The organism is Allomuricauda ruestringensis DSM 13258 (assembly GCF_000224085.1).
Lineage (GTDB): Bacteria > Bacteroidota > Bacteroidia > Flavobacteriales > Flavobacteriaceae > Flagellimonas > Flagellimonas ruestringensis.
Genome location: NC_015945.1, coordinates 2,883,958 through 2,910,493, shown reverse-complemented (window position 1 = coordinate 2,910,493; position 26,536 = coordinate 2,883,958). Strand labels below are relative to the sequence as shown.

Sequence of the window (26,536 nt, the reverse complement as noted above, 5' to 3'; positions counted from 1 at the left end):
ATGAAACGATTGATTCCCATCTACGCCATACTTTTTGGTCTGGGCCATCAGATGGCATGGGCATGTGACCTATGTAAAAAAAACCAGCCCAAAGGTTTTGAAAATATCACCCATGGACAGGGACCTACAGGCAATATGGATTATGTCATAACATGGTCCGCCATTGTTCTGGTCGTGGTCACTCTATTTTTTAGTATAAAGTTCTTGGTACGACCCAAGGAGAGTGATCCCGGTCACATCAAGAATATTGTTTGGGATCATAATTTAAGAGAACATGGAGGACAATAGGATCATTAAGGTTTATTTGGATGAGGAACCCAGGCCTTTTGCCGAGTTTTCCCCTCCCGTGAAGTTTGTCCTCGACACCACCAAGATACCCGATGGCAAGCACAGTTTGCGCATCGTGGCTCGGTCATCCAATAATGTGGAAGGGATACGGACCATTCCCTTCGAGGTGCGCAATGGTCCTGAAATTGCCGTAGTCGGCCTAAAGGACAATGAAGTGGTCGATACCCAGGTCCCCATTACCATAAATGCATATGGCAGTGAGACGAACGATTCATTCGTTATCCGCGGATCGGAAACCCCAAAGGCCATCCCCGCATGGGTGTGGGCCCTCTTGATCATTTTTGTCGGTTTCGCACTTTTTTATGCAATCATGTACTGGAGTCCTGAATTCTATAAATCCTTTTTTTAATGAAACGCGATATACGGCCAGCAGATGATATTGAACTATTTGTCGACACCTTTTATGATGGGGTACGGAACGATGACCTTTTGGGTCCTGTATTCAAAGAGGCTTTGCAGGGGAATTGGCCCGAGCATAGGAACAAAATGTACCGATTCTGGCACTCCGTGCTGCTCGATGATCCTTTATATTTCGGAAATCCTTTTTTGCCCCATGTGGACCTTCCCCATGAAAAGGATTATTTTGATCACTGGGTTACATTGTTCCATGAAACCTTGGATCAATTATTTGAAGGCAAAAAAACCGAGGAATTCAAAAAACAGATCACTAAAATGGCAGAAATGTTCCATCAGAACATTGCAACCGGTTCCAATCATAATAAAAATGTATGGAGATGAGGGCACATGTACGATATCCAATTGCACTGGCTGCTTCCTTTCTTTGGATCGGTTTTATCGGGGCCATTAGTTTTATGGAGGCTTGGCTCAAGTTCCAGGCCCCTGGCATAACGGTACCCCTTGGACTGGGCATAGGCCGCTTGGTGTTCAGTGCCCTTAACAAAGTGGAATGGGTGTTTGCCCTTATCATACTGGGCAATTTTGTAGTGGGCAAGGCCCATTTTCCTTCACCCAGAACCATTCTTTATGCCATACCGTTGACCTTATTGGTCCTTCAGACCGTTTGGCTTCTACCAGTTTTAAATGTACGGGTGGAACTATTGCTCCAAGGACAGGAGCCAGAAAATTCATACCTCCATCTGTATTACGAAGGTATGGAAATCATAAAGGTCGTCTGTCTGGCCCTTTTGGGCACTAAACTTTTTAAAAGATAGCTTATGACCGATACGATTGATCAAATCATTAACAAATACCAAGAAATGGGTGAGAACCCGGAAACCTATCTACAAGGGCTCCTACATGCAGCACCCATTACCTATTGGGATTATATAGGGGTCGATACCTTGCTGAGCCTGCAAAGGCCCCGAACCCCGTTCAAGGATGAAACCATCTTCATCCTGTACCACCAAGTTACCGAACTCCTATTGAAAATGATGCGGCATGAACTGGAGCAGCTCGTATACAGGGAGGGAGTTGATTGGGAGCAGATGGCCACAAAGGTCAAACGTTGCATACGCTACACCAAAATGCTGATCGATTCCTTTGCTATCATGAAAGATGGGATGGATTATGGGGAATACCAGGAATTTCGTAAGACCTTGACCCCTGCCAGTGGTTTTCAGAGTGCCCAGTTCCGATACATCGAACTCCTTTGTACCCCTTTGGAAAACCTCATAAACGCGGAAGGCAGGAAAAGACTCCCCAAAGAACCATCCATTCAGGATTACTTTGACCATATCTATTGGAGGGATGCCGGGTATGATCGTAAAACGGGCAAAAGGACCTTGACCTTGGCGCGATTTGAGGAAAGGTATCTTGAGGATTTCATGATTTTGGCCAAAAAGGTACGGGGGCAGACCTTACAGGATAAACTAAAGGGCATACAGGACCCATCAACCCTACTTTTGGGTATCCTCAAGGAATTCGACCATCTCTATAATGTGGAGTGGCCCTTGGTACACCTAAAGACGGCCGCCCATTATTTGGAAAGTAAAGACGAAAAGAAAACTGCTACTGGGGGTTCCCAATGGAAAAAGTATCTACATCCGAGCCACCAACAGCGCAAATTCTTCCCAGCGCTATGGACTGAAAGTGAAAAGGAACAGTGGGGAGAAACAAAAAGTAGTTGATTATGGAAACAATGAAGAGGCCCGAATTACAGGTTATGGTCAAAGGTAAAACCTACAAGGTTTTGGAAGTCGTAGGGTTACCGGGCATGGTAATGCCCCACCATCATAGTACCGGGGAAGCAGTGGTAATGGTCAAAAAGGGAGAGGCCCTTTTAAAAATGTGTGATGGCGAACATAAACTGGGAAAGGACAGTGTGTTCATCATCCCTGCAAAAAAGGAACATACCCTCACCGTATTGAAAGAATTCAAGGCTGTTGTCACCATGGCCGTGAATGCTGAAATCCAATTTATCTGACCAGAAATGAATCACTGGAACAACGGTCGGACATGATAGACGCGGTGGTTTCCCAATATGGAGCATTTTACTTTTAAGGGGCAAGGACATTTTCTTACCTTACTGAAAGATGGATATGATATAAACAGGAACAAAAAAAGATGAACCGATGGCAAATACACCTTACATTACAAAAAAGAAGATTACGGTAAATGGGAAAGATTATGGATATTATAGCCTTGGGGAACTCAAAAAACAGGGCCATGATATTGATCGATTGCCATTTTCCATCCGTATCCTATTGGAAAATGCCCTACGGAACCATGATGGGTTCTCGGTAACCCAGGAAAATATTGAAACCCTTTTGCATTGGGGGTCCAAACCCTCCAACAAGGATATTCCCTTTAAGCCGGCCCGGGTATTGATGCAGGACTTTACCGGTGTTCCCGCTGTCGTCGACATAGCATCGTTACGTGCCGAGTTGGCTCGAAAGGGCAAGGATCCGAAAACGATCAATCCCTTGGTCCCCGTTGATCTGGTCATTGACCATTCCGTCCAGGTGGATTTTTTTGGCACGGCCTATTCCTATGATCGAAACATCGAAAAGGAATACCAACGGAACCAAGAGCGATATGCGTTTTTGAAGTGGGCACAGAAATCCTTCTCCAATTTTAGGGTGGTCCCCCCGGGAATGGGAATCTGCCACCAAGTCAATTTGGAATATTTCTCAAAAGGTGTCATCGAAAGGGACGGTGAACTTTTTCCGGATACCTTGGTCGGGACGGATAGTCACACACCCATGGTCAATGGAATAGGTGTATTGGCCTGGGGGGTCGGGGGCATCGAGGCCGAGGCTGCTGTATTGGGGCAACCTCTTTACTTTATCATGCCAGAGGTCATTGGCCTTAGGCTCAAGGGTAGACTTCCCTTGGGGTCCACGGCCACTGATCTGGTATTGACCGTGGCCAATCTGTTGAGGCAAGAGGGGGTCGTGGGAAAATTTGTGGAAGTCTTTGGCCCAGGATTGGATCACCTTTCCGTGCCGGATCGGGCCACCATTGGCAATATGTCGCCAGAATTTGGGTGTACCGTCACCTATTTCCCCATTGATGACAAGACCCTTGAATATATGAGGGCGAGCAATCGTCCGGAAGAACAACTGGCATTGGTGGAATCCTATTGTAGGACCAATATGCTCTGGCGGGAGGATGAGGATCGTATCGCCTACACCAAGGTCCTTGAACTGGACATCTCGACCATAGAACCCACAGTGGCGGGTCCCAAAAGGCCTCAGGACAAAATCTTATTGAAAAATCTAAAATCCACGTTTATAGATTTCCTCTCCCAATCCCATCACAGGGACTATGTATCCCCTGACCATAGGACAATGCCCACCTTAGGATCCCTATCCCATAAACAAGGTCACCAATCTTCTCCTTCCGGCTCGGAGCATTTGGGTTCCAAGGAAAGGAAAGTGCTCAAAACGGCTTGGATCGACCAGGGTAATGATGGGTTCATGCTTGCGGATGGTTCGGTCGTCATTGCGGCCATTACCTCCTGTACCAACACCTCCAACCCCTACGTGATGATCGGGGCGGGCCTTGTGGCCAAAAAGGCCCGGGAGCGGGGCATTGATGTCAGGCCATGGGTAAAGACTTCCCTTGCCCCCGGTTCCAAAGTGGTCACCGATTATTTGGAAAGAGCGGATTTGATGAAGGATCTGGAGGCCCTACAATTCCATTTGGTCGGTTATGGGTGTACTTCATGCATTGGAAATTCGGGGCCTTTGCCCCCTTCCATTGCCCAAGCGATCGACCAACACCAATTGGTGGCCGCCTCGGTATTGTCGGGCAATAGAAATTTTGAGGCCCGGGTACACCCCCAGGTAAAAATGAACTTTTTAATGTCCCCCATGCTAGTGGTCGCCTACGCCCTGGCGGGAAGGATCGACATTGATTTGACCCAAGAGCTCATAAGCCATGATAGGAATGGACAAGCCGTATACCTCAAGGACATCTGGCCAACGGATTCCGAGATCAATTCCATTTTGGCCGATGTACTTTCCCCCGAGGATTTTGCCAAAAACTATGGGGAAATCTTTGCGGGCAACAATAGCTGGAAGGCCCTTGAGGTCCCAACCGGAGAACTGTACCATTGGGACGGGGGTTCCACCTACATCAAGGAGGCACCCTTCTTCAATGACCTTCCAACAGCGGTACCGGAAACACTGGACATCAAAAATGCAAGGGCCCTATTGGTATTGGGGGACAGTATTACCACAGACCATATTTCCCCGGCGGGCTCCTTTGATGAAAATTCGGCCGCGGGCCAATATTTGGTCAGTTGTGGGGTAAGCCCAAGGGATTTCAATTCCTATGGGAGCCGTCGGGGCAATGATGCGGTCATGGTTCGGGGCACCTTTGCCAATGTCCGTATCAAGAACGGGCTTGTGGACCAAGAAGGGGGATACACCCGGTATTTACCCACAGGTGAGGTAATGAAGGTCTTTGATGCCGCCATGAAATACAAGCAAGATCAAACACCCTTGGTCGTTCTGGCCGGTAAGGAATATGGTAGTGGTTCTTCCAGGGATTGGGCGGCCAAGGGCACTTTTCTTTTGGGGATCCAATGTGTATTGGCCGAAAGTTTTGAACGGATCCACAGGAGCAACCTAATTGGCATGGGCGTTTTGCCCATACAATACCAACAGGGTGATACAGCAAAAAAATTAAATCTCGATGGTAATGAAATATTTACCATTACCGGTATAATGGAAGACTTGAAACCCCTAAAAGACCTTGAGGTGATTGCCCAAAAACAAAATGGAACCCAAGTAAGGTTCAAGACAACGGCACGGTTGGATTCTGAAATTGAAATTGCCTACTATCGTCATGGTGGCATATTACAGTATGTACTGCGCCAATATTTAAAACAATAAAATCAAGGAAGACCTACAAGGGTCCCTTAAATCGTATACTAATCTTTAAAACAAAAAATTATGAAACGTAATGCGAATGCTGTTTGGAACGGCTCCTTAATGGAAGGAGAAGGTGTCATCACCACCCAGAGCAAAGTGTTGGACAACCATAAATATTGCTTCAATTCCCGGTTCGGGGATGGTAAGGCCACCAATCCGGATGAATTGCTCGCCGCGGCACATGCCGGTTGCTTTGCCATGGCCCTGAGCCTTTTTCTCAACGAAGCCGGGTTTACGGCAGAATCCCTGGATGTCACCAGTACGGTCTCCATGGATGTGGATTCCCTTGAGCTCACCAAATCCCATTTGACCTTACGGGCCATCATACCCGACATCGACCAAGAAACCTTTATGGAGTGCGCCCATGAGGCCAAAGACAATTGCCCTGTCAGCAAGGCCCTGGATCTGGAAATAACCTTGGATGCGGAATTACAATAACCATTCCTACAAAACAGAAATACGATGAGCAAAGAAACAGAATTGGCACAAAAAAAAGCTGATCTTGCCCCGAACCAGGTTGAAGCTTGGCGCAAGTTCAGTCGAACGGTCTTTAAGGAGGGGGTCCTGGACGAAAAGACAAAACAACTCATAGCGGTGGCGGTGGCCCATGTCACACAATGTCCTTGGTGTATCAAGGCGCACACACCATTGGCATTGCGCAAAGGGGCAAGTAAGGAAGAGATTATGGAGGCCATTTGGGTGGCCGCTGAAATGCGGGCCGGAGCCGCCTACTCCCACGCCAATATCGCCATGGAGGAAATGGAAAAGAATCCGTGAAACCATACGTGATGAAAGAACGATTGGACATACTGAAATCAAACTCCACGGCCTTAAAAGGGCTGTTAGAAATGGAAAGGTGCGCTTCCAGTTCAAATCTTAAGCCTTCCCTATGTGAACTGGTAAAGTTGAGGGTCACCCAGATTAACGGATGTAACAAATGTTTGGACATGCATGTTAGGAATGCCCTGGCCACAGGAGAAATTGAGCAGCGCTTAATGGCCTTGGGCAAGTGGAAAGGCTCTGCCTTGTTTTCAGAACGGGAAAGGGCCGCTTTGGCATGGACCGAGGCATTGACCCTGATCGCGGCCCATGAAATTCCGGATGACCTGTATAGGACCACACGGGGCTATTTTTCCGAAGAAGACCTTGTCGCACTGACCTTTTGTATCATTGCCACCAATGGTTGGAACCGTTTGTCCAAATGTTTCCATACGGTATGTAGAGGCACCGACCCAAAAAAAAATAAAGTCATTTAAACGTATGGAACTCAAGAACAAGATAGCAGTGGTCACCGGGGCCAGCAAGGGCTTGGGAAAGGCCATTTCGACGTCCCTTGTAAGTAAAGGAGCGTTGGTCTATGGGTTGGCCCGTACTGAAGCCGACTTGATTGCTCTGCACACCACACTAGGGAGCAATTTCGTCCCGGTACCCCTTGATATTTCGAATCGGGAACAAGTCATGGGGTGGATAGCGGCAACATTTTCAGGGATGCGGTCCCCTCAAATTCTGATCAACAATGCAGGAGCGGGATATTTTTCAAAAATCGATGCCCTGTCGTATGAACAGTGGGATGAAATGATCGGGACCAACCTCAACGGCCTTTTTTATATGACTGCCGGGCTGGTCCCTTTGATGAAAAAGCAAAAGGAAACATGTCATATCATCAATATCGGTTCCATATTGGGAAAGACCACAAGACAGGAAGCCGCGGTCTATTGCCTGACCAAATATGGGGTACAGGGATTTAGTTCGGCCCTGTTCAAGGAGTTGCGCTCCCATAACATCAGGGTAAGCTGTTTAAATCCAGGGTCCATTGCCACAAGGTTCTTTGAGGACTCCGGTATCCTTCCCAATGATAGCATGATCGCGCCACAAGCGCTTGCCGATTTGGCAATCTATGTTCTGGAGACCCCGGATACGCTATTGATCGACGAATTGACCATACGTCCCATGTCTCCCAAATGATCACCACTTGAAAAATAAGGTTTCAGCACACATTAAAATGTCAAAAATTAAGATCAAAAGGATATATGAAGCCTCATCCAACAAAGATGGCTACCGTATATTGGTAGATCGGATCTGGCCCAGGGGGGTGTCGAAAGGAAAAGCAGAGATCGATTGTTGGAAGAAAGAGATCGCCCCTTCGGAAAACTTGAGAAAATGGTTTGACCATGACCCTGATAGATTTTGGGAATTTGCAAAAAAATACCTCATTGAACTGGAAGACAAACAAGAGGTATTGGATGAAATTGCCAGAAAGGCCAAAAAGCAAAATGTGACCTTGCTTTATGGTGCGAAGGACACCAAACACAACCATGCCCTGGTATTACAGTGTGTCTTGGAGGGAAGGGTAAGCTATTGATCTGTTGGTTATCCATTTACCTATGAAAAGTAATGGGATGGTAAAATAGAAGTTCATTGTGATAAATGGACAACCCATGTAGGATCCCTACCAAGTTTAATGATCATTATGCATAAAAGCCATGGAAAAAGAAATTAAGCATGATATTTTGGATAGAAACGATGTTGATCTTCTGGTCCGTACCTTCTATGGCAAGATACGGGAACACGAGACGCTTGGTCCCATATTCGATCAAATGGTCATGGACTGGGAAAGTCACTTCGAACTGTTGACCGATTTTTGGGAGTCCCAGTTATTTCTGGCCAAAAAATACAAAGGCAACCCCATTAAGGTACATCAGGCTGTCGATAAAAGGATAAATGGAACCCTGATGATGGAACACTTTGGCCAATGGCTCAATCTATGGCTCCAGACCTTGGACCAGCTTTTCGAGGGAGAAAGGGCATGGATCGCAAAAAACCGGGCCAGAAAAATCGCGACAATGCTTTACGTAAACATTTTTGAAAACCGCTAGGAGGATCGGGGCAAGATCAGAGGGACAGGGTATCATTCTTCCCCTACCCATATTTTCTATCAGTAACAATAAATCCATTGAAGTTTTGTAACCGATCTCCTTCAAAATCATCAAACGTATTACGAATATCAATTTTTGGTATCCTTGTGAAACTGGGTGTCATGTTTTCATGAATGCTAAAATGTTCATACCCTTTAAGGGCTTTTGATGTACCGATGAAGTTTACATAGATACCACGGATGCTAACAGGAATACAATACGAACATGGGTTTGACCATAAGCATAGGTTTCAGTAAAGTACTTTTATTTTTTTCACTACTCCTTTGTCCTTTTATCCACATCTTATTGAAACGGGGGCTTCATGGAAGATTATCGAAGGGAGACATAGGGCATTTTACACCCTTTTTTTTGGCAGTGGTCTATATTAAGGTTTTGCTACCCCATGGTTTGATGGTATGGAAAGGTGTGTTCGATTGGTTGGGCATCTTTGAACTGCTTTATATAATGCTCTATACCATCTTTTCATTTCTTTTGATTTATGAGTTTACAGAAACCTCCCGTTCATTGAAGGAAAGATTGTTTGCCTATAAGTTTATTGGTATTTATATTATTTTATTCATCACCTATTACAAGATCAGCCTTGAATTTTCATTCATCACACCTGGACAAAATATTTTGGCCTATAGCCTGGCATCAACCTATGGGTTTGGTACACTTGTACTTGTTGGGTTTGATATGGGACTGGAAGTGCTTAAAAGATATTTCCCGGAAAGGAACACCTTTTCCTTTATTGATTTTGATAAGACAAAATATGCAAATTCAGGTCTATCAGAGGAAATGTTGAACCATTTGGCATTAAAGTTGGACAAGATAATGTTGGAAAAAAAACCACATCTGGAAAATAATCTTTCATTGAACGATCTGGCAACAAAACTTTCAGTGACCAGATACCATTTGTCCCAAATCATTAACCAAAAATACAGGCTTGGGTTTTATGATTATGTGAATCGATTTCGAATCCAAGAGGCTAAAAAACTATTTCGGATGGACAACGATTCCGGAGTTACGGAAATTGGATATAGGGCCGGTTTCAATAATAGGGTTTCCTTTTACAAGGCCTTTAAGAAATTTGAGGGTTGTACACCCACGGAGTATCGGGAAATCCAAAGAAATATCTCCCACCGCTGCGAGTGTGAGTGTGATCATTAACCATTTTGTCTGCCCGTAGTTTGTGTATGGCAATCATCCCGTAAACCATTCCCTATATTTTGATCATTCATTGATTAAAATGTGTTTTGTCCAATTTCTGCAAAGTCCGGTTCGGACGGCAGGAACAATGATGATCCTGTATCAATCCCTTCCTTATATATCCTAAAACATTAGACAGCAATAAATCGCAATTGTTCCATCTGTTCAATATGTGGTTATCAAAAACAAGTATTTAAAATTCCAAAAATCCATGATCCACGTCCTTCTACATTTTTGTTACGCTGGGTCGGGAAATACGATAACCTCCATGTTGATTAACCAAAATGATCTTGATCGGTTATTCATTTGTCCTGTACAAAAGCCAGGGGGGTATATAGTGTTTGGAATTCATGAAAAACTTTGTTTTCATTTTATTGAATTTTTGAAATATAGCTCTTCCACCCATCTGATTACTCCCCTCATTGTACATAAAACTAGTCTAACATAAACTACTCAAAATTTATGAGAATTAAACTTGCTATTCTATTGCTTGTTCTTACGGGGCTCACCCATGCGCAAGCACAGGAAAAAAGTATCTCGGGAACGGTGACCGATCACAATTCGCTACCGCTACCGGGTGTAAACATCATTGTCAAGGGAACGGCCAAGGGCACCCTTACGGACTTTGATGGACACTATGCAATCAATGCGGAAAAAGGTCAGACATTGGTTTTCTCCTATGTGGGACAAGAAACGGCAGAAGTCGTTGTTTCGGATGCGAACACCATTGATGTACAATTGAACGAAAGTGCACAGGCGCTACAAGAAGTGGTCGTCACCGCTGCCTTGGGAATCCAACGAAACCCCAAGGAACTGTCGTATTCGATAGATAACCTTAAAAATGACGAGATCACCCAGACCAAGGCGGTCAATGTGGCCACCGCCATGGTGGGTAAGGTTGCCGGTCTGCAGATCAACACCTTGAACAATGGTGTGAACCCAAATACCCGTGTGGTCTTAAGGGGCAACAGATCCCTCTTGGGGAACAATGAAGCCTTAATCGTTGTGGATGGGTTTCCATCCTCTAGAGGTGTATTGGACAGGATAAATCCCAATGATATTGACAATATCAGTGTCTTGAAAGGGGCAAATGCCTCGTCGCTTTATGGTTCTGAAGCAGCCAATGGGGTCCTGGTGATCACCACCAAAAAAGGCAAGGGAAAATTACAGTTCACCTATAACAACTCCATCCAGTTCGAGTCCGTTGCCTATTTACCAGAACTCCAAGACGAATTTGGGGTCGGTGGTTTTCCGGATGGGACCCTTTGGCCCTTGGAAAATGTGAATTGGGGTCCCCGGTATGATGGACGGATGGTAGCGGCTAGTGAAACTTTGGACGATGGGTCTGTATTCTTGGTACCCTTCACCCCTATTCCGGACAACCACAAGAATTTTTTCAATACTGGGTTTACGACAAGACATGGTATCACCATCAGTGGAGGGGACGATACAAGTGATTTTCTATTCTCCTTGGATCAAACCAATACCAGTGGTACAGTTCCCAATGACCAGTACAATCGCACCAATGCAAGGTTGAAGGCCAGTCGGGAATATGGCAAGTTCACCATTGGGGGGAATTTATCCTTTTTTAGGTCCCATGCCAACCTGGTCGGGAGTGGTGGACGTCAGGACCGACCCTTATATTGGAATGTATTGAACACGCCTTTGCACATTCCTTTGAGTGAAATGAAAAATTGGAGAACCGGTAGGTTCACCAGAAATGAGGTGTCCTATTTTCGTTTTTATGAAAATCCATATTTCATCATCGATACACAACGGGAAAAAACGGACCTTCAAGAGTTCAACCTCCTGCTCAATGCCTCGTACCAAATTACCGATTGGTTGACCGCCACTTTACATACGGGGTACACAGGAAGCACACAAAATTTCAAACGGGAATTTGGAGGCTTCGATTATGCATTCCATCTCCAGCAGACCTATTCGGAGATTGCACCCTATGGGGCCCGCACAGAGGATGCTATGATCAATTCCACTCGGTTGAACAATGACTTTATTCTTCAATTTGATAAAAACATTACAGAGGATATCAGTACCAAATTGACATTGGGTCACAATACACGGCTTACCACAAGGAAGGAAATAAGTGTCAGTGGTGCCAATTTGATCATTCCCGATTTTTACAATGTTTCAACTAGGACAGGTGACCTTGGCGGTGGGGAAGGTACGGAACTGTTCAGGAAAATAGGGGTATATGGGGATTTGACCATAGGATACAAAGATTATCTGTTCCTCAGTGCTACGGCTAGAAACGATTGGTCCTCTACGTTGCCCAAGGACAATCGTTCGTTCTTTTATCCAGGAGCCGGTATTTCTTTTGTTGTCTCCAATGCCATTCCTGGGATAACCGGTGAAAGGGGTATTAATTACTTAAAGACCAGCTTCAATGTGACAAAAACAGGTAACGATCCTGATATATATGCTACCCAAGGAACGTTCTTTGCACCGAGCAACTTTCCCTATGGTTCCACTGCCGGATTGTCGCAATCAAGCAGAGACCCGGATCCGGACCTAAGCCCTGAGTTTACCACATCCATAGAGGCTGCCATGGAACTGAGTTTGTTCAGAAGCCGCTTGAACCTGAACACTACATTTTACAAGACCAATTCCACGGACCAAATAATTCCCGTGAATACCTCATTTGCCTCTGGTGCCTCCTCTAGTTTGATCAATATAGGGGAAATAGAGAACATGGGGTTGGAGGTGGACCTTAACGGAACCGTTTTAAAATCTGCAGATTTTTCATGGGATCTTGGTCTGAACTATACCGGGTATAAATCAGAGGTGCTTTCCCTGGCTAATGGTGTGGATGAACTGGACATAGGTGGCTTTGCTTCCGCCCAGATCATCGCAAAAGTTGGTCAACCTTATCCACAGATTCGCACAACGGCCTATCTAAGGGACGATCAAGGACGTGTCATCGTAGGTGATGACGGGGACCCGATTCAGGACAGTCGAAACCAGATACAGGGCAAGACCACACCTGATTACATAGTAGGTCTGAACACCAATATCAAATTTAAGAACTGGAAATTATATGCTGTGGCGGATTATAGGACCGGGCATGTATTCTTCAATGATATTGTAAATGCCCTTGAATTTACGGGATTGACACAACACAGTGTCACATCCGGCAGACAACCTTTTGTATTCCCGAACTCCTCATACTCCGATGGAAACGGTGGTTTTGTTGCCAATACGAACCGACTTACCTCAGGTGGTGGAAATGCTTTTTGGGATGCTTACAATGATATCAAGGAAAACTATGTGACCGATGCCACTACCCTCAAGTTACGGGAAATTGCACTTTCCTACACTTTTGGTCCCAAAGTACTGGAGCGTTTATCCGTACAGAATATAAGTATTGGGCTATTTGGACGTAATCTATTTACCCTGAGGCCCAAGGACAATGTCTATACAGATCCTGAATTCAACTTTACCACTGGCAACGCAATCGGAGTGGGTACACAGTCCCAGACTCCCCCTACACGCCAATACGGTATGAATTTGACGGTAACCTTTTAAAAAAAAAACATGAGAAAACAAATGACAATAACAAAGTTCACATCCATGTTCGCACTGTTACTGATGCTTGTCGGTTGCGACGATTTTTTGGATGTCAACGACAATCCGAACGACCCCCCTATTTCAACTCCGAGCTTGACCTTACCGGTAGCTCAGCAAAGCCTGGCAAATTTAAATGCCACCACCATGACTTATTTGGGAAATTTCCTGGCCTATAACTGGGCCACGCCATCAAATTGGTCGGCCAATGCTGATTTTTCAAGGTACAATGTGACCTCTAACTTTTTCTCCACGGTCTTTGAGACCTCTTATGTGGATATATTCAAAAATTTGACCTATATCCAACATTTTGAGGATGCCAGTGGGGCGGTCGATTATACCACCTACAAGGCCATTGCCCTGGTATTAAAAGCCTATCAGTACCAATATTTGGTAGATCTCTATGGGGACATCCCTTATACTGAGGCCAACCAAAGGGGAGAGAACACCACACCCGTTTACGATGATGCCGAAACTGTCTATAAAGCCAATATAGCAGCATTGACAACAGCTGTGGAGATGTTCCAAAATTTACCGGAGAACGCCGAGGATCCCGGGACACAGGATATCATATTCCATGGCGATGTGACCCTTTGGACACAGTTTGCCAATACGATAAAATTGCGCATGTTGGTTCGGTTAAGCAATCTAGGCCAAGATTCCTATATCAACGAGCAAATTGCCCTTATTGAGCAAAATGGTGTCGGTTTCATCGATATGACCGTTTCTGCCAACCCGGGTTATTCCGACAACGAAAACAAACAAAGTCCATTTTTTGGATATTTCCGTTTGCCATCGACTGGAGAGGAAAGCGATCGCGGGGATTTTACGGTTGCCAGTGATTTCACCATTGATTATTTATTGGACACCAACGATGAGCGAATTTCCAGATTGTATGCAGAATCAGCCTCCAATGGAGATTTCAAGGGTGTTGAACAGTCCACGATCTTGCCCGGTAGTGGCTTTACATCCAATGACCTTTCCAAGGTTGGTCCTGGTTTATTGGTCAGTGCGGACCAAGATCAGCCCATCATGCTCTTGGAAGAAAGTCTTCTACTGCAAGCGGAGGCGATTGTTAGAGGATACTTGTCTGGCGATGATACAATGGCCAAGGAGTTGTACAACGCAGCCATCAGCGAGTCTTTTTCACGATTGGGTGTCGAAGACCCACTCAACAGTGCAGCTGCCTATTATAGTCAACCCATTGAAAATGTATTGTGGGATGCATCACCAAACAAGATTGAGGCCATCATCACCCAAAAATGGGTAGCCTTGAATGGGACATCCTCAATTGAACTCTGGATAGAAAAAACCAGGACAGGATTTCCGACAGGGCTTCCGGTACCCGCAGAATCCAACGGAACAAGGCCTGTAAGATTACTCTATCCTGCCTCTGAGATTGCACGTAACACCAATAATGTACCCCAACAAACCGTACAGGATGCATTTACCAAACCTCCTTTCTGGAATTAAAGCCCAATTAATTATGAATCAGATAAAAAATAAGTTAAAGATAGGAGCAAGTCTTTTGGCCGTGGGGTTGTTATTTTCCTCATGTCTGCTCGATGATGATGTAACAGACTTTGGAAAAGGTCCGCACATTGTACAGTTTGAAAGTCGTGTTTCCACTGAAAATTTCCTACAGACTGAAGAAAACCCAGTTTACACCCTAGAGGTCCCCATAGTCGTCCTTGGTGGAGATGGAACTCCTTTGGGCACTGATGTCCAGGTCATCGTTTCTGTTAATACCGAAGAAAGTACCGCTCAATCAGGGGTTGAATATGAACTGCCTTCCACAACGGAAATCACCATTCCGGGTGGAACGGGAGTTGGAACGTTTCCCATTACGGTTTTTTCGGGGAACCTGGATGCCTTAACACCAAAAAAAGTGGTTTTGCAGATTGACAGTGCCACTGAGACGGTATCCGATTTCAATAAAACGGAAATTACACTGCAGGCCATTTGTGAATCCAAAATCGAAGGAAACTATACCTATGCAAACGGAGTGACAAGGGAGGCCACCATTACCGAGGTCAGTCCAGGAGTCTTTTCGGTGAGCGGGGACAATGCATTTACAAGTGAATTTGCATTTTTGATCACAGACATCTGTGGCAACTTAACGGTTGTAGGCGGAGATATACCAAGTAATTTCGGAATCCCCAACTCAGGAGCTGGAACAGTAGATCCAGAATCCGGAAACATTACCATATTCTATACGGTGGACGGTTTCTTTTCCGATAGGGAGATGATCTTGATCAAAAATTAAAACAATACTTGCTGGGTTGTACTTGTACTACACGTAATCTAGTTAGTTTTTTGATCGAAATTAGGGAGGCAAAGCCTCCCTAATTTGTTTTAAGGACATTCACGACCTTAAATATTTACAAAGAATATCTATGCGACACTATAAATAACTCATCAGGATTAAAGGCCACGATGAACAACTTAAACATAATTAAATCCAGTCCCGACCTTATTGCAATTTTAGTTTAAGGATTCCCGTATTTTCAGTTCTGACGGTAACAAACATTCATAGATCAATCTATTTGTGGGCGCGAAGATGCCTCTTTTTCTGGCTTGATGCACCACATATCCGGTCAAATGTTCCAGCTCGGAGGGTCTGCCATGGATGATGTCCCTCTGCATGGACGTGGTGTTCATATGCTCTTGGCTTTTTAGTGTTTCCAGTGTCCTTTCCACATCCCTTTGGGACAATGCAATTCCCATGGTCTGGGCCAACTCCAATATTTCATAAGCAGCATTCCGAACCATTTTGAATAGATAGGGAGCAGCACAAATGGTATCTATCTGCAATCGAGTCAAGGCCCCCACCCCACTGATCGGGCAAATGAACAGGAATTTCTTCCAGAGCTCCTTTTCAATATCAAATGCAATATTATTGGCTATTCCTGCCTCTTCAAACAATTCCTTGACATCCAATACCTGTTGGGTCAATTTATCATCAACTTCCCCGAAGGTAATACTGGGGATAAAATGGGCATGCCTAATGATCCCGGGAGCCTCAATGTAACTGATAAGATTGCAACACCCGGCCAGTACGTGGCCGGATGTCAACAACTTGGTGATTCTTTGGGTATTGTCCACACCATTTTGCAGAGGTAAGATTATTGTGTGCGCCAAAAGACGGGGCCGCAGATGCTCAATGGCCTCGGGGACCTGCCAGTTCTTTACACCCAACAACACCAGGTCGAGCACTTCAATGGAAGCAACGTCATCTGTGACCATATTGGGGCGAACGGTAAAGTCACCTTGCCAACTCTTGACCAACAGACCATTTTCATGTATTGCTTCGAAATGTTTTCCCCTGGCCAAAAATGTGACATGATGGTCGGTAAGTGCCAATTTACCGCCAAAATAACCACCGATTCCCCCAACACCATAAACAAGGATATTCAAAATAGGTGTTTTAATGGTTGACCAGGTCAAAAGCCTGTCTTAAATCCTTTTTAAGGTCCTCCACATCTTCAAGACCAACGGACAACCGTATCATATCCTCAGTAACACCGGCCAGTTCCTGTTCTTCCTTTTTAAGTTGTTGGTGCGTGGTACTGGCAGGGTGTACGATCAAGGACTTGGTATCTCCAATATTGACCAAAAGCGAGAACAATTTCGTCCCGTTCACCACTATTTTTGCCGCATCAAACCCTCCTTTGACACCAAAAGTGACAATACCACTCTGACCCTCAGGCATGTATTCAGAGGCCAGTTCAAAATATGGGCTACTTTCCAGACCGGGATAATTGGCCCATTGCACCTCTTCTTGTGTTTCCAACCATTTGGCCAGGGCCAAACTGTTTTCTGAATGTCTTTTTACACGGATTCCCAATGTTTCCAATCCCTGCAAAATCTGGAATGCATTGAAGGGACTCAAGGCGGCACCAAAATCCCTTAACCCTTCCAGCCTGGCCTTGGCAATAAAGGCCGCTTGTCCAATTTGCTCATTATAGACCAGTCCATGGTATCCAGGAGAAGGTTCATTGAACTCTGGGAATTTTTCATTGCTCCAATCAAAGGTACCCGCATCGATGATAATACCCCCAATGGAAGTTCCGTTCCCATTGATATACTTGGTCAAGGAATGTATCACGATATTGGCCCCGTGTTCAATAGGTCTCAATAAGTATGGAGTGGCCACCGTGTTGTCCACGATAAAGGGGATAGCGAGGCCCTTGGCCACATCCGCTATTTTTTTAATATCCGGAATATCCAATTTGGGATTGCCCAAGGATTCCAGAAAATAGGCCTTAGTATTGACCCTAGTGGCATTTTTAAAGCTTTCCGGATTGGAGGCGTCCACAAATGTGGTGCTGATCCCGAATCTCGGTAGGGTCACATTGAAAAGGTTAAACGTTCCGCCGTAAAGACTATTGGAGGCAACAATGTGGTCCCCTGATTTCAAAAGGGTGAGAATTGTTGTGGAGATCGCAGACATTCCCGAGGAAGTGCACAGGGCTCCAATTCCTCCCTCTAGGTCTGCCATCCGTTTTTCCAAGATATCGGTTGTGGGATTGTTCAGTCTTGTATAGATATAACCAGGTTCGGATAGATTGAACAAATTGGCCGCATGGTCACAGTCATGGAACACATAGGAAGTGGATTGATAGATCGGAACCGCCCTGGTACCCGCAGTAGCTTGGACATCATGTCCGGAGTGTATCGATCTCGTGGAAAATTTTTGAATGTTGGAATCGTTCATGGTCATTATTTTATAAATGAATATTAATTGTAAATCATATGGCTAACGCTGTAATCCAGTTCTTTTTGTTTCTTATCTACTCATTGTAGGTTATGTATTGGGATGGCCCAACGAAGCCTCCATGGCTTGTCCCAGATCCCTTTTTAAATCTTCCTTGTCCTCAATACCGACGGACAACCGCAGAAGATTAGCGGTAATCCCCGAAGCCATTCTCTGGTCCGGTGTCAAATCCTTGTGTGAGGTGGCACTTGGAGCACATATGATACTCTCCACGCCTCCCAAGCTCAATGTTGGCTGAATGATGGTAAGGGCTCTGAGAAATTTGTCCACCTGGTTGTCCGAAGCCCTTAGCTTAAAGGAAAGAATGCCCCCATAGCCTGTCATCTGGGTTTTGGCCGCCTTATGCCCCGAATGGGATTCCAGGCCCGGATAGTACACCGCTTCCACCAGTGGGTGCCCATAAAGGAATTGGGCCACGGCCATGGCATTGGCATTTTGTCTTTCCACCCTAAGGGCCAAGGTCTTGATACTCCGTTCAGCTTGGTAACACTCCTGGGCCGCCAGCGCCCCGCCATACAACTTGGCCGTCCTAAAAATGGTTTCCCGATCGGACTCCCGGTTTCCCACAAGCACACCAAAAAAGAGATCGTTGTGTCCTCCCAGAAACTTAGTTCCCGAGTGGACCACGATATCCACACCCAGTGAGAGTGGCAACTGGTTGATCGGGGTAGCAAATGTATTGTCCACGATGGTGGTCAAACCATATTGTTTGGCCACCTCTGTAAATGCTTTCAATGGAAAAATATCCAATAAGGGGTTGGAAGGGGTCTCCATAAAAATGATTTTGGTCCTATCGGTAATGGCATTTTCCAATTCCATAGGGGAACTGCCCACATAACTCACTTCGATTCCCCTTCTTGGCAGTTCATGTTCGGCAAACTTTCGGGTCCCCCCGTATAGTTCCCGGGTACATATGATATGGTCCCCCTCCTTGACCAATCCGAGGATGGCGGTGGTTATAGCGGCCATTCCCGAACTCAGGGCCAATCCCCATGATCCGTGTTCGAGCTTGGCCATGACCTCTCCTAGGCGGATTTGGTTATAGGTGGTGTGGAAACCAGGATATTGCAATGTTTCGGACTCCAAATACCTATAAGCAGTCGATGGTCTGATATCTGGAAGCAAGGAATTTCCTCCTCCTTGAAGGTCATATATTGGATGCACGCATAGGGTCTCCATCATAGTACTATTTTGATTAGATCAAACAATTTTCATTCGGATCACATAATCACCGAAGTGTTCGGAAGGAAGTCCGGTTTTGGCGTAATCTTTTAAAAGTTGGGCAAGTTCGGCCAGGATTTCCTCTTCAGAGAGCATCTCCCGATATAATCGGTTCAACCGATCCCCATTGTGACTGGCGCCCAAATACATATTGTACCGTCCCGGTGCCCTACCGATAAAACCAATCTCTGCCAATGCCGAACGGGCACATCCATTGGGACATCCTGTCATCCGTATATTGATGGCCCTGTCTTCCAAGCCATTCTCCTGTAAGAGCACATCAATTTTATCCAAAAGGGAGGGGAGATATCTTTCTGATTCCGCAAAGGCCAAACCGCAGGTATTCAGGGCAACACATGCCATGGAACCCAAACGCAGTCCCGTCATGTGTTTTTTTTCATGCACGTGGTATTCCTTCAACACCTCTTCTATTTTGGACTTGTCATTTTCGGGAATGGAGCCAATGATCAAATTTTGGTTGCCGGTCAGTCTCAAATCACCTATTCCGAGTTCTGCTATTTTACGGATGGCCGTTTTCAGGAAATGCCCTTCGGCATCCTTGATCCTTCCATTTTCAACAAACAGGGTATGGAACCAATGACCATCGATTCCCCTTACCCAACCGTACTGATCGCCATTGGTGGTCAATCTGAAGGGTTTTGTATCTTCCAATTTGCCGTCAAAACGCTGGGGAAGTTCATTTTTTAACCAATCGACCCCATAGTTGTCGATGGTATACTTAAACCTGGCCTGTCTTCGGTTTACGCGGTTCCCAAAGTCCCTTTGTATGGAAACAATGGCCTCTGCCACGGGGAGTACCTGATCGGGAGCAACAAATCCAATTGGGGTACCCAATCTTGGATAAGTGCTGTCGTCGCCAAAGGTCATCCCCATGCCTCCCCCAACGATGACATTAAAGCCCCGTAACCTTCCCTCTTCCACTATGGCCACAAAACCCAGGTCATTGGCATAGATATCCACATCATTGTGGGGAGGGATACAGAAGGCTATTTTAAACTTTCTCGGTAAATATGTTTTCTTGTACAATGGTTCCTGATCGGGAACCTCGATTTCCCGTTTGTGGTCCAACCACAGTTCATAATAGGCTTTTGTCTTGGGCTGAAAATAATCGCTCACCTCTTGGGCCAAGCCATATACCTGCCCGTGTATTTTGGATTGATAGGGATTGGGGTTGCACATCACATTTCGGTTGACGTCCCCGCATGTGGCAATGGTGGTCATCAGGGCCTCATTGATGGTCTTGATCGTCGGCTTTAGATTTCCCTTCAAGATACCGTGCATCTGAAAGGATTGCCTCGTGGTCAATTTAAGGGTACCATTGCCATAGCGATCGGCAAGTTCATCCATGACCAACCACTGTTCCGGGGTAGTGACCCCTCCCGCAATCCTTACACGCAACATAAATTGATACAGGGGTTCCAGTTTCTGTTGTCTTCGTTCTTTTTCTAGGTCACGGTCATGTTGTTGATAGGAACCATGGAATTTCAGCAGTTTGGCATCGTCCTCTGCAATGGCCCCTGTGAGTGGATCCCCCAATCCCTTGGCAATGGTACCCCGCAAATAATCACTATTGTCCTTTATACCTTCCTCTTTGGAACGTTTTTCCACTAAATTCTCTCTCATAGCTTAGATTACATTAATAAACATCGGTTTGATAGCGATCGGCGGCCCTTAGATAATCCATATACTCCTTGGCTTTTTCTTCGGTCATCCCCCCATGCAGCATAATGATGGACCTCAAGGCATGGTTCACATCCTTGGCCATTTTTTGGGCATCCCCGCATACATAGAAGTAGGCACCTTCCTCCAACCACTGGTATACTTCCTTTCCCTTTTCCAGCAGTCGATCCTGGACATAGACCTTTTCCTCTTGATCCCTGGAAAAGGCTACGTCGGCACGTGCCAGTATCCCATTTTTCAAATATTCGAGCCACTCGGTCTGGTACAGAAAATCCTTACTGAAGTTGCGGTCTCCAAAAAACAACCAAGTCTTACCATGGGCCGTATCCGATTGTCGCTGTTGTATAAAAGATCTATAGGGGGCAACCCCGGTTCCGGCACCCACCATGATCATGGGCACATCCAATTCCACTGGGGGTTTGAACCTACTGTTGTGCTCCACGAACACACTGATACGATCCCCTTCCTGTATGCGGTCCGCCATATAGGTGGAGCAATGTCCGCCCCTGCTGCGACCATGGGCCTCGTACCTGACGGTGGACACAAGGATATGGACTTCATTTCCATACACTTCACTTGAAGAAGCTATGGAATATAAACGGGGACTGTTCTTTCTCAGGAGCGTTATAAATGTTTCAGCGGACAATTTGAATGGGGTTTCCCTGATCATGTCCAAAACATCCTTACCACGCAGATATTCCAACAGTTCCATATTATCATCGACTATTTTTTCCAAACGGGGGTCTTTGGTCAATTTTGCATATCTGATCACATTGGCCCCTGTCAACGGTGTCAGTTCATAATCCGTCTTTAGGGCTTCCATGAGGGATTTTTCTCCTGTATGGGATGTAACATTTTCAGTACCAGTAAGTCCCAAAGTCTCCACTACCTCCATCATAAGCTCATCCGGGTTATGGGCATAGACCCCTAGGGCATCCCCTGGCTGATATTGTATCCGTGAATCCCCCAGGTCCAGTTCAATATGAAGGGTCTCTTTGGCTGAATTCCTACCATTGAGATTGATTTTTTGAAGGACCTCTGCTTCATATGGCGTCTTCCGATCATAGGTACGGAATTCCATTTCAGAAGTTTCCGGAACTGCTTTTTCAATGCTATTGGCGGAAAGGGCATGGGATTGTGACATTTCATTCAGAACACCGTCGAGCCACTCTTCATAGTCGTCCTCAAAATCAACGTCACAATCCACCCTTCCGAAAAATCTTTTCCCCCCAAGATCTTCAAACACTTTGTCAAATTCTTTTCCGGTCTGGCAAAAATCCGCATAGCTACTGTCCCCAAGGGCCAGGACGGAGTATTTCATATGTCCAAGTGACGGGGCCCTTTTGCCATGAAGGTAATTATGGAAAGCTTCGGCCTCTACCGGCGGTTCCCCCAGCCCTTGGGTACTTACGATCACCAATAGCTGGTTTATCTTTCCAAGTTCCCGCGGATTGAAGGAACCCATGCTGCACAGGGTATTGCCAATACCCAGCCCATCCAATCGTTCCGCGGTCAACTTTGCCAATCTTTCGCTGTTTCCGGTCTGTGTTCCGTACAGCACCCAAACGGAATCTATCGGATCGGCCACACGTTCCATTGGTATCCGGGAAAACGAAGTAAGAAACCCCGCAAGCCATTGCAATTGGTCTGTATTGAGACTTTTGAGGGATGTATCAAGGTAGGTGAGTTGTTGCTTGGAAAAAGGACCTTTTTCCAGACCACCCTTTAGCAATGTATCACTCATTTGTTCGGCTGCGGGGTATACCTCAAATACGGTTTCACTTCACGGTGTCCTTTTGGGAATCTTTCCGGGATCTCCTCATTCCCCACGGATGGGGATATCACTACCTCTTGTCCGTCTTCCCAATCCACTGGGGTCCCCACACTGAATTCGGAGGTCAGTTGTAGGGAGTCCAAAACTCTCAGGATTTCTGCAAAGTTTCGTCCGGTGGATGCTGGATAGGTTATGGTCGCCTTTATTTTTTTGTCGGGTCCAATGAAATACACGGTGCGTACCGTAACGGAACTTGATGCATTTTCATGGATCATTTGATACGCATTCGCGATGGTCTTGTCCGAATCGGCTATAATGGGGAACTCGACTTGGGTATTGGCGGTTTCATTGATGTCCTTTATCCATCCTCTATGGGATTCCACATCATCTACACTAAGGGCCAGCACTGAGGTGTTCCGTTTTTCAAATTCATCTTTCAGTTGGGCGGTGCGGCCCAATTCCGTGGTACAAATGGGGGTATAATCCGCAGGGTGCGAATACAGTATGACCCAACGTCCATTTGTCCAATCATAAAAATCAATTTTTCCCAAAGTTGTTTCCGCACTGAAATCAGGAGCAGTGTCTCCAATCTTTAAACTCATACTTTTGTTTTTATTGTTTTTAATAGGGCCGGCCCTTAAGGCTCGGCATCCAATTTGATCTCCTCGCGCAGAAATTTTATAAAGTAATCAAAGTACATGGGGTACTTTCTATCCTTCATCCGGGCTACATATTGTTGTCGCTGGAACCCATTGGCCGTTACCTTGATAGTTTTTATCGACTTATCCAAATAGGGCCTCAGCGCCCAATTGGCCATTACTATCACACCCAAATTGGCCTTCACCAATTCGATAGAGGCCTCCGTCAGGGGCAGCACAATTATCTTTTTCGGATTGATTCCCTTGGGTATCAGTTCCGATCTGAAAATGGATACCGTTTCCAGGGGCAGTGAATGTATGATCAGGTCGACATCCTGAAAATCCTCGGCCTCGATGAACGATCTTTTTGCCCAGGGATGGCTCTTGCTCACCACGGCCAGCATCTCATCAGAAAACAGTTTTATAAAATCCACCTGATCGGTCTGTTCCAGATTACTGGTGATGGCAATATCAAGGTTACCGGAGACCAAATTCTCGACTGGGTGGTGGGTGGCCTCAAAGACAATTTCAATTTTCACGTTCGGGAACTCGCCATTGAACTTTTTCAGCACGGCGGGCAACCAGTGGTAACTGGTATAGCATTCCGTGCTTACCCGGATGACGCCACTCTCCCCATTGACCATTCGTTTGATCTCCTCATCGGTCCTGTCCACCTCGGCAAGTATTTTAATCGCACTGTTGTACAGCTTTTTGCCCACAGGGGTCAAAATGAGCTTCTTGTTCCGGCGATAAAACAATTGTGTGCCAACTTGGAGTTCAGCTTCCTTCAATTGATAGCTCAAGGCACTTTGGGACAGGTGGAGCACATCCATGGCACGGGTTATCCCCCCTTCTTCCACGATTGCCTTTATCAATCTCAAGTATCTAATCTCCATTTTAAAAGTCTTCTGCCCAAAATTAAACCCTATCCAGGGGGAAACTCTGAAAATTGTATGAAAATATTCAATGCTTTTTATTGAAAATTTTCAATAAATCCCTATAGGGCAACATTTTGCCAATGGTTTACCCAAATTGGGTTTTATTTCATGAAAATATACCCTCTCAACTCCCTCTTGGTAGAAAATTAGATCCTGAACCCATTGCAATATCGCTACAGACTCTCTGAAAGCAATAGAAATATGGTTTTTGCTTCCCCTATAACCAGCTCGTTTCCCTGCAAACAAAAAAAGAGTGCCCATTTGTATATTTTTCTTCGGGAAGTATCCTATAAGGGAACTTCCATCGGGTGTATAAACAAACTGGTTCCGAATCAGTTTATTGGCATTCCCATAGACTTCTGGAATGCAAGATGGGATTCCTTGGATGGCTTTTGGACCGATTTAATGCATACTTCTCATCTCCAAGGTATTATAAGTTCAGCCAATTTTTAAATTCGGCCGCTTTGTTCTTGCTAATCAAAATATCGACATTGGTTCCGGGATTTACCAATATCTTTAATTGACTATTACCGTACTTTACAATCTTATTGATGCTTGAAATAGCAATGATAAACTGACGATTGGCCCTAAAGAATGTGGTTCCATCCAAATAAGAGAACAGTTCATCAAGGCTGGAATTGCTCGTCGATTTTTTCCCATCAATACCAACAACATACGTTATTGAGTTTTCGGTATAGATATAGGCTATTTCTTCTATTGGAATGGATAGAAGTTCGTTTTTCAATTGTGTCAAGATTCTTTTCTTGGTCACATTGGAGTTCGAATGCTCCGTAACTTTTTGCTGATAATCCCCAACGGCCCGATTCAACTTTGAAAGATTTAAGACCTCATCCTCCAATTTTTGTTTTTGCAGTTCCAGACGCTTTTCATAAATAGCCCCAATGTAGCGGGTGGTCATTACAAAAGTGGGGATGATGATAAGTCCAATGATGGAAAAAATGGTATAAAACCGATACTTGAGCCGTTCTGTTTTGGAGCTTAGTTTTTTAAGGTTTATGTGGGAAACCGCAATCCAATCAGAATTTTCAATCGGAAACATAAAAGTAACTTCGGAAGGGTTTTCGGAAACATCCACTTCCTTGAAAAAGTTGTAGAACTCTGTGGCGGTCAAATTATCGGCAACAGAGGAAACAAAAGACTCCTCGGAACGTGCACTTTGCCCTACATTTTGTATCTCTGGATGGCAAACAATTTTACCGGACCAATCAATGATACTCAAAAAAACATTGTTCTGATCGGTGTCATGCAGACCTTCTTGAACCTGTGCCACTACAGTATCCTTTGGGGTGCCGTTCAGCAACTCATTGCTCACCAATGTGGCAAACGTTTTGGTTTCCTTTTTGCCAAACTCCAATTGCGAATCAATGAGTTCGTATGTGGTAGCTTCCAAAAAATAGGTAATGGCCACCATGGTCACGATTAAGTAAATAATGGCGACGGACAAAAAAGTAAATAAGTATAATTTGTCTTTTCTCATTGGGCTTTGACAATTCAATTCCGTCACAAGATAACAATAAGTTCCGATGGCGAAACCGTTCCAAAGCTCTTAAAATAGATGAAGTCTCCCATTAGAGATTACCATAAATTTTCAATCCCAATTTTTCCTTTTCACCCTCCATAATTCCGCTTCACCAAAGTTTAATTGTGAGTCTTTCAACGATTTGATTGCTTTGAAATAGAAAATAATCGCCCATGAAAAATGTATTGACTGTTTTTGTTTTCGCCTTTTTGTTTTTGTTAAGCTGCTCTAATGACAGTGAAAGTGATCTGACCGGTCCGCAAACCGGTAATGAAAATGAATTTGTAACCTATAACGATAATATTAAGGCTGTTATAAGTAACAATTGCCTGAGTTGCCATTCCAGCCCACCGACAAACGGGGCACCCTTTTCCCTTACCACCTACACTCAAGTAAAAAATAGGGCAGAAAATGGTTCGTTGCTCGCAGCCATTAGCAAACAGACGGGGGAGGCAGGAGCAATGCCGCCTACGGGAAGGATGCCCCAAGCCACCATTGACCTAGTGGAACAATGGATAGCGGATGGCCTTTTGGAGGATTAAAAATAAACGTAA

Annotated in this window: 26 protein-coding genes; 18 read left to right on the top strand and 8 right to left on the bottom strand. The window is 45.2% G+C overall.

Going from position 1 to position 26,536, the window contains the following annotated elements; all coding sequences use genetic code 11:
• The 17 genes from MURRU_RS13110 (at position 1) to MURRU_RS13030 (ending at position 15,659) form a co-directional block, all read left to right on the top strand.
• Positions 1–288: a hypothetical protein gene (locus tag MURRU_RS13110; RefSeq protein WP_014033956.1), complete on the top strand. Its 288-nt coding sequence runs from the start codon at positions 1–3 to the stop codon at positions 286–288.
• A complete protein-coding gene (locus tag MURRU_RS13105; protein WP_014033955.1) occupies positions 275–697 on the top strand; it encodes a hypothetical protein in 423 nt (140 codons plus the stop codon). Before MURRU_RS13110 ends, MURRU_RS13105 begins: the two co-directional genes overlap by 14 nt.
• Complete coding sequence (locus MURRU_RS13100) at positions 697–1,086, top strand: group III truncated hemoglobin (protein ID WP_014033954.1); 390 nt, start codon at positions 697–699, stop codon at positions 1,084–1,086. The genes MURRU_RS13105 and MURRU_RS13100 overlap by 1 nt, the downstream gene beginning before the upstream one ends.
• Positions 1,083–1,520: a hypothetical protein gene (locus MURRU_RS13095; RefSeq protein ID WP_014033953.1), complete on the top strand. Its 438-nt coding sequence runs from the start codon at positions 1,083–1,085 to the stop codon at positions 1,518–1,520. Before MURRU_RS13100 ends, MURRU_RS13095 begins: the two co-directional genes overlap by 4 nt.
• Positions 1,521–1,523: 3 nt before the next feature.
• Entirely contained in the window at positions 1,524–2,435 is a 912-nt protein-coding gene (locus MURRU_RS13090) for a tryptophan 2,3-dioxygenase family protein (protein ID WP_014033952.1), read from the top strand.
• 2 nt (positions 2,436–2,437) lie between these two features.
• A complete protein-coding gene (locus MURRU_RS13085) occupies positions 2,438–2,731 on the top strand; it encodes a cupin domain-containing protein (RefSeq protein ID WP_014033951.1) in 294 nt (97 codons plus the stop codon).
• A 148-nt stretch (positions 2,732–2,879) separates the two neighbouring features.
• Positions 2,880–5,648 carry an aconitate hydratase AcnA gene (gene acnA / locus MURRU_RS13080; RefSeq protein ID WP_014033950.1) on the top strand — a complete coding sequence of 923 codons (2,769 nt, stop codon included), beginning with the start codon at positions 2,880–2,882 and terminating at the stop codon, positions 5,646–5,648.
• Between the two features lie 60 nt (positions 5,649–5,708).
• Positions 5,709–6,125: an OsmC family protein gene (locus MURRU_RS13075; RefSeq protein ID WP_014033949.1), complete on the top strand. Its 417-nt coding sequence runs from the start codon at positions 5,709–5,711 to the stop codon at positions 6,123–6,125.
• 24 nt (positions 6,126–6,149) lie between these two features.
• Positions 6,150–6,464, top strand: a complete 315-nt coding sequence (locus MURRU_RS13070) for a carboxymuconolactone decarboxylase family protein (RefSeq protein WP_014033948.1) — start codon at positions 6,150–6,152, stop codon at positions 6,462–6,464.
• 11 nt (positions 6,465–6,475) lie between these two features.
• Positions 6,476–6,943, top strand: coding sequence for a carboxymuconolactone decarboxylase family protein (locus MURRU_RS13065; RefSeq protein ID WP_014033947.1), 468 nt, complete (start codon positions 6,476–6,478; stop codon positions 6,941–6,943).
• Between the two features lie 4 nt (positions 6,944–6,947).
• Positions 6,948–7,652 (top strand): SDR family oxidoreductase, encoded by a 705-nt coding sequence (locus tag MURRU_RS13060; RefSeq protein ID WP_014033946.1) that lies wholly within the window; start codon positions 6,948–6,950, stop codon positions 7,650–7,652.
• Between the two features lie 37 nt (positions 7,653–7,689).
• A complete protein-coding gene (locus tag MURRU_RS13055) occupies positions 7,690–8,049 on the top strand; it encodes a DUF488 domain-containing protein (RefSeq protein ID WP_014033945.1) in 360 nt (119 codons plus the stop codon).
• A 121-nt stretch (positions 8,050–8,170) separates the two neighbouring features.
• Positions 8,171–8,563 (top strand): group III truncated hemoglobin, encoded by a 393-nt coding sequence (locus MURRU_RS13050; RefSeq protein ID WP_014033944.1) that lies wholly within the window; start codon positions 8,171–8,173, stop codon positions 8,561–8,563.
• Between the two features lie 264 nt (positions 8,564–8,827).
• A complete protein-coding gene (locus tag MURRU_RS17440; protein WP_014033943.1) occupies positions 8,828–9,772 on the top strand; it encodes a helix-turn-helix domain-containing protein in 945 nt (314 codons plus the stop codon).
• A gap of 501 nt (positions 9,773–10,273) precedes the next feature.
• Positions 10,274–13,354 (top strand): SusC/RagA family TonB-linked outer membrane protein, encoded by a 3,081-nt coding sequence (locus tag MURRU_RS13040; protein ID WP_014033941.1) that lies wholly within the window; start codon positions 10,274–10,276, stop codon positions 13,352–13,354.
• Positions 13,355–13,363: 9 nt separating this feature from the next.
• Positions 13,364–14,866, top strand: coding sequence for a SusD/RagB family nutrient-binding outer membrane lipoprotein (locus MURRU_RS13035; RefSeq protein ID WP_014033940.1), 1,503 nt, complete (start codon positions 13,364–13,366; stop codon positions 14,864–14,866).
• Between the two features lie 13 nt (positions 14,867–14,879).
• Entirely contained in the window at positions 14,880–15,659 is a 780-nt protein-coding gene (locus MURRU_RS13030; protein ID WP_014033939.1) for a DUF4843 domain-containing protein, read from the top strand.
• 218 nt (positions 15,660–15,877) lie between these two features.
• Here MURRU_RS13030 and MURRU_RS13025 read toward each other — a convergent pair whose 3' ends face one another.
• The 8 genes from MURRU_RS13025 to MURRU_RS12985 form a co-directional block, all read right to left on the bottom strand.
• Positions 15,878–16,810, bottom strand: a complete 933-nt coding sequence (locus tag MURRU_RS13025; protein ID WP_014033938.1) for a ketopantoate reductase family protein — start codon at positions 16,808–16,810, stop codon at positions 15,878–15,880.
• Positions 16,811–16,820: 10 nt separating this feature from the next.
• Positions 16,821–18,110: an O-acetylhomoserine aminocarboxypropyltransferase/cysteine synthase family protein gene (locus tag MURRU_RS13020; RefSeq protein ID WP_014033937.1), complete on the bottom strand. Its 1,290-nt coding sequence runs from the start codon at positions 18,108–18,110 to the stop codon at positions 16,821–16,823.
• A 90-nt stretch (positions 18,111–18,200) separates the two neighbouring features.
• Complete coding sequence (locus MURRU_RS13015; RefSeq protein WP_014033936.1) at positions 18,201–19,352, bottom strand: trans-sulfuration enzyme family protein; 1,152 nt, start codon at positions 19,350–19,352, stop codon at positions 18,201–18,203.
• An 18-nt stretch (positions 19,353–19,370) separates the two neighbouring features.
• Positions 19,371–21,035, bottom strand: coding sequence for an NADPH-dependent assimilatory sulfite reductase hemoprotein subunit (locus tag MURRU_RS13010; protein ID WP_014033935.1), 1,665 nt, complete (start codon positions 21,033–21,035; stop codon positions 19,371–19,373).
• Positions 21,036–21,048: 13 nt separating this feature from the next.
• Positions 21,049–22,836 carry an assimilatory sulfite reductase (NADPH) flavoprotein subunit gene (locus MURRU_RS13005; RefSeq protein WP_014033934.1) on the bottom strand — a complete coding sequence of 596 codons (1,788 nt, stop codon included), beginning with the start codon at positions 22,834–22,836 and terminating at the stop codon, positions 21,049–21,051.
• Positions 22,833–23,468, bottom strand: a complete 636-nt coding sequence (locus MURRU_RS13000) for a peroxiredoxin (RefSeq protein WP_014033933.1) — start codon at positions 23,466–23,468, stop codon at positions 22,833–22,835. The genes MURRU_RS13005 and MURRU_RS13000 overlap by 4 nt, the downstream gene beginning before the upstream one ends.
• 35 nt (positions 23,469–23,503) lie before the next feature.
• Complete coding sequence (locus tag MURRU_RS12995) at positions 23,504–24,400, bottom strand: LysR family transcriptional regulator (protein ID WP_014033932.1); 897 nt, start codon at positions 24,398–24,400, stop codon at positions 23,504–23,506.
• A gap of 472 nt (positions 24,401–24,872) precedes the next feature.
• On the bottom strand, positions 24,873–25,940 hold the full coding sequence (locus MURRU_RS12985) for a LytR/AlgR family response regulator transcription factor (protein WP_014033930.1): 1,068 nt from the start codon (positions 25,938–25,940) through the stop codon (positions 24,873–24,875).
• A 215-nt stretch (positions 25,941–26,155) separates the two neighbouring features.
• Between MURRU_RS12985 and MURRU_RS12980 the strand changes: the two genes are divergently transcribed.
• Positions 26,156–26,524, top strand: a complete 369-nt coding sequence (locus tag MURRU_RS12980) for a hypothetical protein (protein WP_014033929.1) — start codon at positions 26,156–26,158, stop codon at positions 26,522–26,524.
• The last annotated feature ends 12 nt before the right edge of the window (positions 26,525–26,536 follow it).

What these genes read in the sequence shown, in the direction of transcription:
- MURRU_RS13030 (WP_014033939.1), top strand. Translation starts at nt 14,880, where the DNA reads ATGAATCAGATAAAAAATAAGTTAAAGATAGGAGCAAGTCTTTTGGCC.
- MURRU_RS13100 (WP_014033954.1), top strand. Translation starts at nt 697, where the DNA reads ATGAAACGCGATATACGGCCAGCAGATGATATTGAACTATTTGTCGAC.
- MURRU_RS13040 (WP_014033941.1), top strand. Translation starts at nt 10,274, where the DNA reads ATGAGAATTAAACTTGCTATTCTATTGCTTGTTCTTACGGGGCTCACC.
- MURRU_RS13035 (WP_014033940.1), top strand. Translation starts at nt 13,364, where the DNA reads ATGAGAAAACAAATGACAATAACAAAGTTCACATCCATGTTCGCACTG.
- MURRU_RS17440 (WP_014033943.1), top strand. Translation starts at nt 8,828, where the DNA reads ATGGGTTTGACCATAAGCATAGGTTTCAGTAAAGTACTTTTATTTTTT.
- MURRU_RS12985 (WP_014033930.1), bottom strand. Translation starts at nt 25,940, where the DNA reads ATGAGAAAAGACAAATTATACTTATTTACTTTTTTGTCCGTCGCCATT.
- MURRU_RS13095 (WP_014033953.1), top strand. Translation starts at nt 1,083, where the DNA reads ATGAGGGCACATGTACGATATCCAATTGCACTGGCTGCTTCCTTTCTT.
- MURRU_RS13000 (WP_014033933.1), bottom strand. Translation starts at nt 23,468, where the DNA reads ATGAGTTTAAAGATTGGAGACACTGCTCCTGATTTCAGTGCGGAAACA.
- MURRU_RS13005 (WP_014033934.1), bottom strand. Translation starts at nt 22,836, where the DNA reads ATGAGTGATACATTGCTAAAGGGTGGTCTGGAAAAAGGTCCTTTTTCC.
- MURRU_RS13090 (WP_014033952.1), top strand. Translation starts at nt 1,524, where the DNA reads ATGACCGATACGATTGATCAAATCATTAACAAATACCAAGAAATGGGT.
- MURRU_RS12980 (WP_014033929.1), top strand. Translation starts at nt 26,156, where the DNA reads ATGAAAAATGTATTGACTGTTTTTGTTTTCGCCTTTTTGTTTTTGTTA.
- MURRU_RS13050 (WP_014033944.1), top strand. Translation starts at nt 8,171, where the DNA reads ATGGAAAAAGAAATTAAGCATGATATTTTGGATAGAAACGATGTTGAT.
- MURRU_RS13070 (WP_014033948.1), top strand. Translation starts at nt 6,150, where the DNA reads ATGAGCAAAGAAACAGAATTGGCACAAAAAAAAGCTGATCTTGCCCCG.
- MURRU_RS13085 (WP_014033951.1), top strand. Translation starts at nt 2,438, where the DNA reads ATGGAAACAATGAAGAGGCCCGAATTACAGGTTATGGTCAAAGGTAAA.
- MURRU_RS12995 (WP_014033932.1), bottom strand. Translation starts at nt 24,400, where the DNA reads ATGGAGATTAGATACTTGAGATTGATAAAGGCAATCGTGGAAGAAGGG.
- MURRU_RS13010 (WP_014033935.1), bottom strand. Translation starts at nt 21,035, where the DNA reads ATGAGAGAGAATTTAGTGGAAAAACGTTCCAAAGAGGAAGGTATAAAG.
- MURRU_RS13075 (WP_014033949.1), top strand. Translation starts at nt 5,709, where the DNA reads ATGAAACGTAATGCGAATGCTGTTTGGAACGGCTCCTTAATGGAAGGA.
- MURRU_RS13065 (WP_014033947.1), top strand. Translation starts at nt 6,476, where the DNA reads ATGAAAGAACGATTGGACATACTGAAATCAAACTCCACGGCCTTAAAA.
- MURRU_RS13015 (WP_014033936.1), bottom strand. Translation starts at nt 19,352, where the DNA reads ATGATGGAGACCCTATGCGTGCATCCAATATATGACCTTCAAGGAGGA.
- MURRU_RS13105 (WP_014033955.1), top strand. Translation starts at nt 275, where the DNA reads ATGGAGGACAATAGGATCATTAAGGTTTATTTGGATGAGGAACCCAGG.
- acnA (WP_014033950.1), top strand. Translation starts at nt 2,880, where the DNA reads ATGGCAAATACACCTTACATTACAAAAAAGAAGATTACGGTAAATGGG.
- MURRU_RS13020 (WP_014033937.1), bottom strand. Translation starts at nt 18,110, where the DNA reads ATGAACGATTCCAACATTCAAAAATTTTCCACGAGATCGATACACTCC.
- MURRU_RS13060 (WP_014033946.1), top strand. Translation starts at nt 6,948, where the DNA reads ATGGAACTCAAGAACAAGATAGCAGTGGTCACCGGGGCCAGCAAGGGC.
- MURRU_RS13110 (WP_014033956.1), top strand. Translation starts at nt 1, where the DNA reads ATGAAACGATTGATTCCCATCTACGCCATACTTTTTGGTCTGGGCCAT.
- MURRU_RS13055 (WP_014033945.1), top strand. Translation starts at nt 7,690, where the DNA reads ATGTCAAAAATTAAGATCAAAAGGATATATGAAGCCTCATCCAACAAA.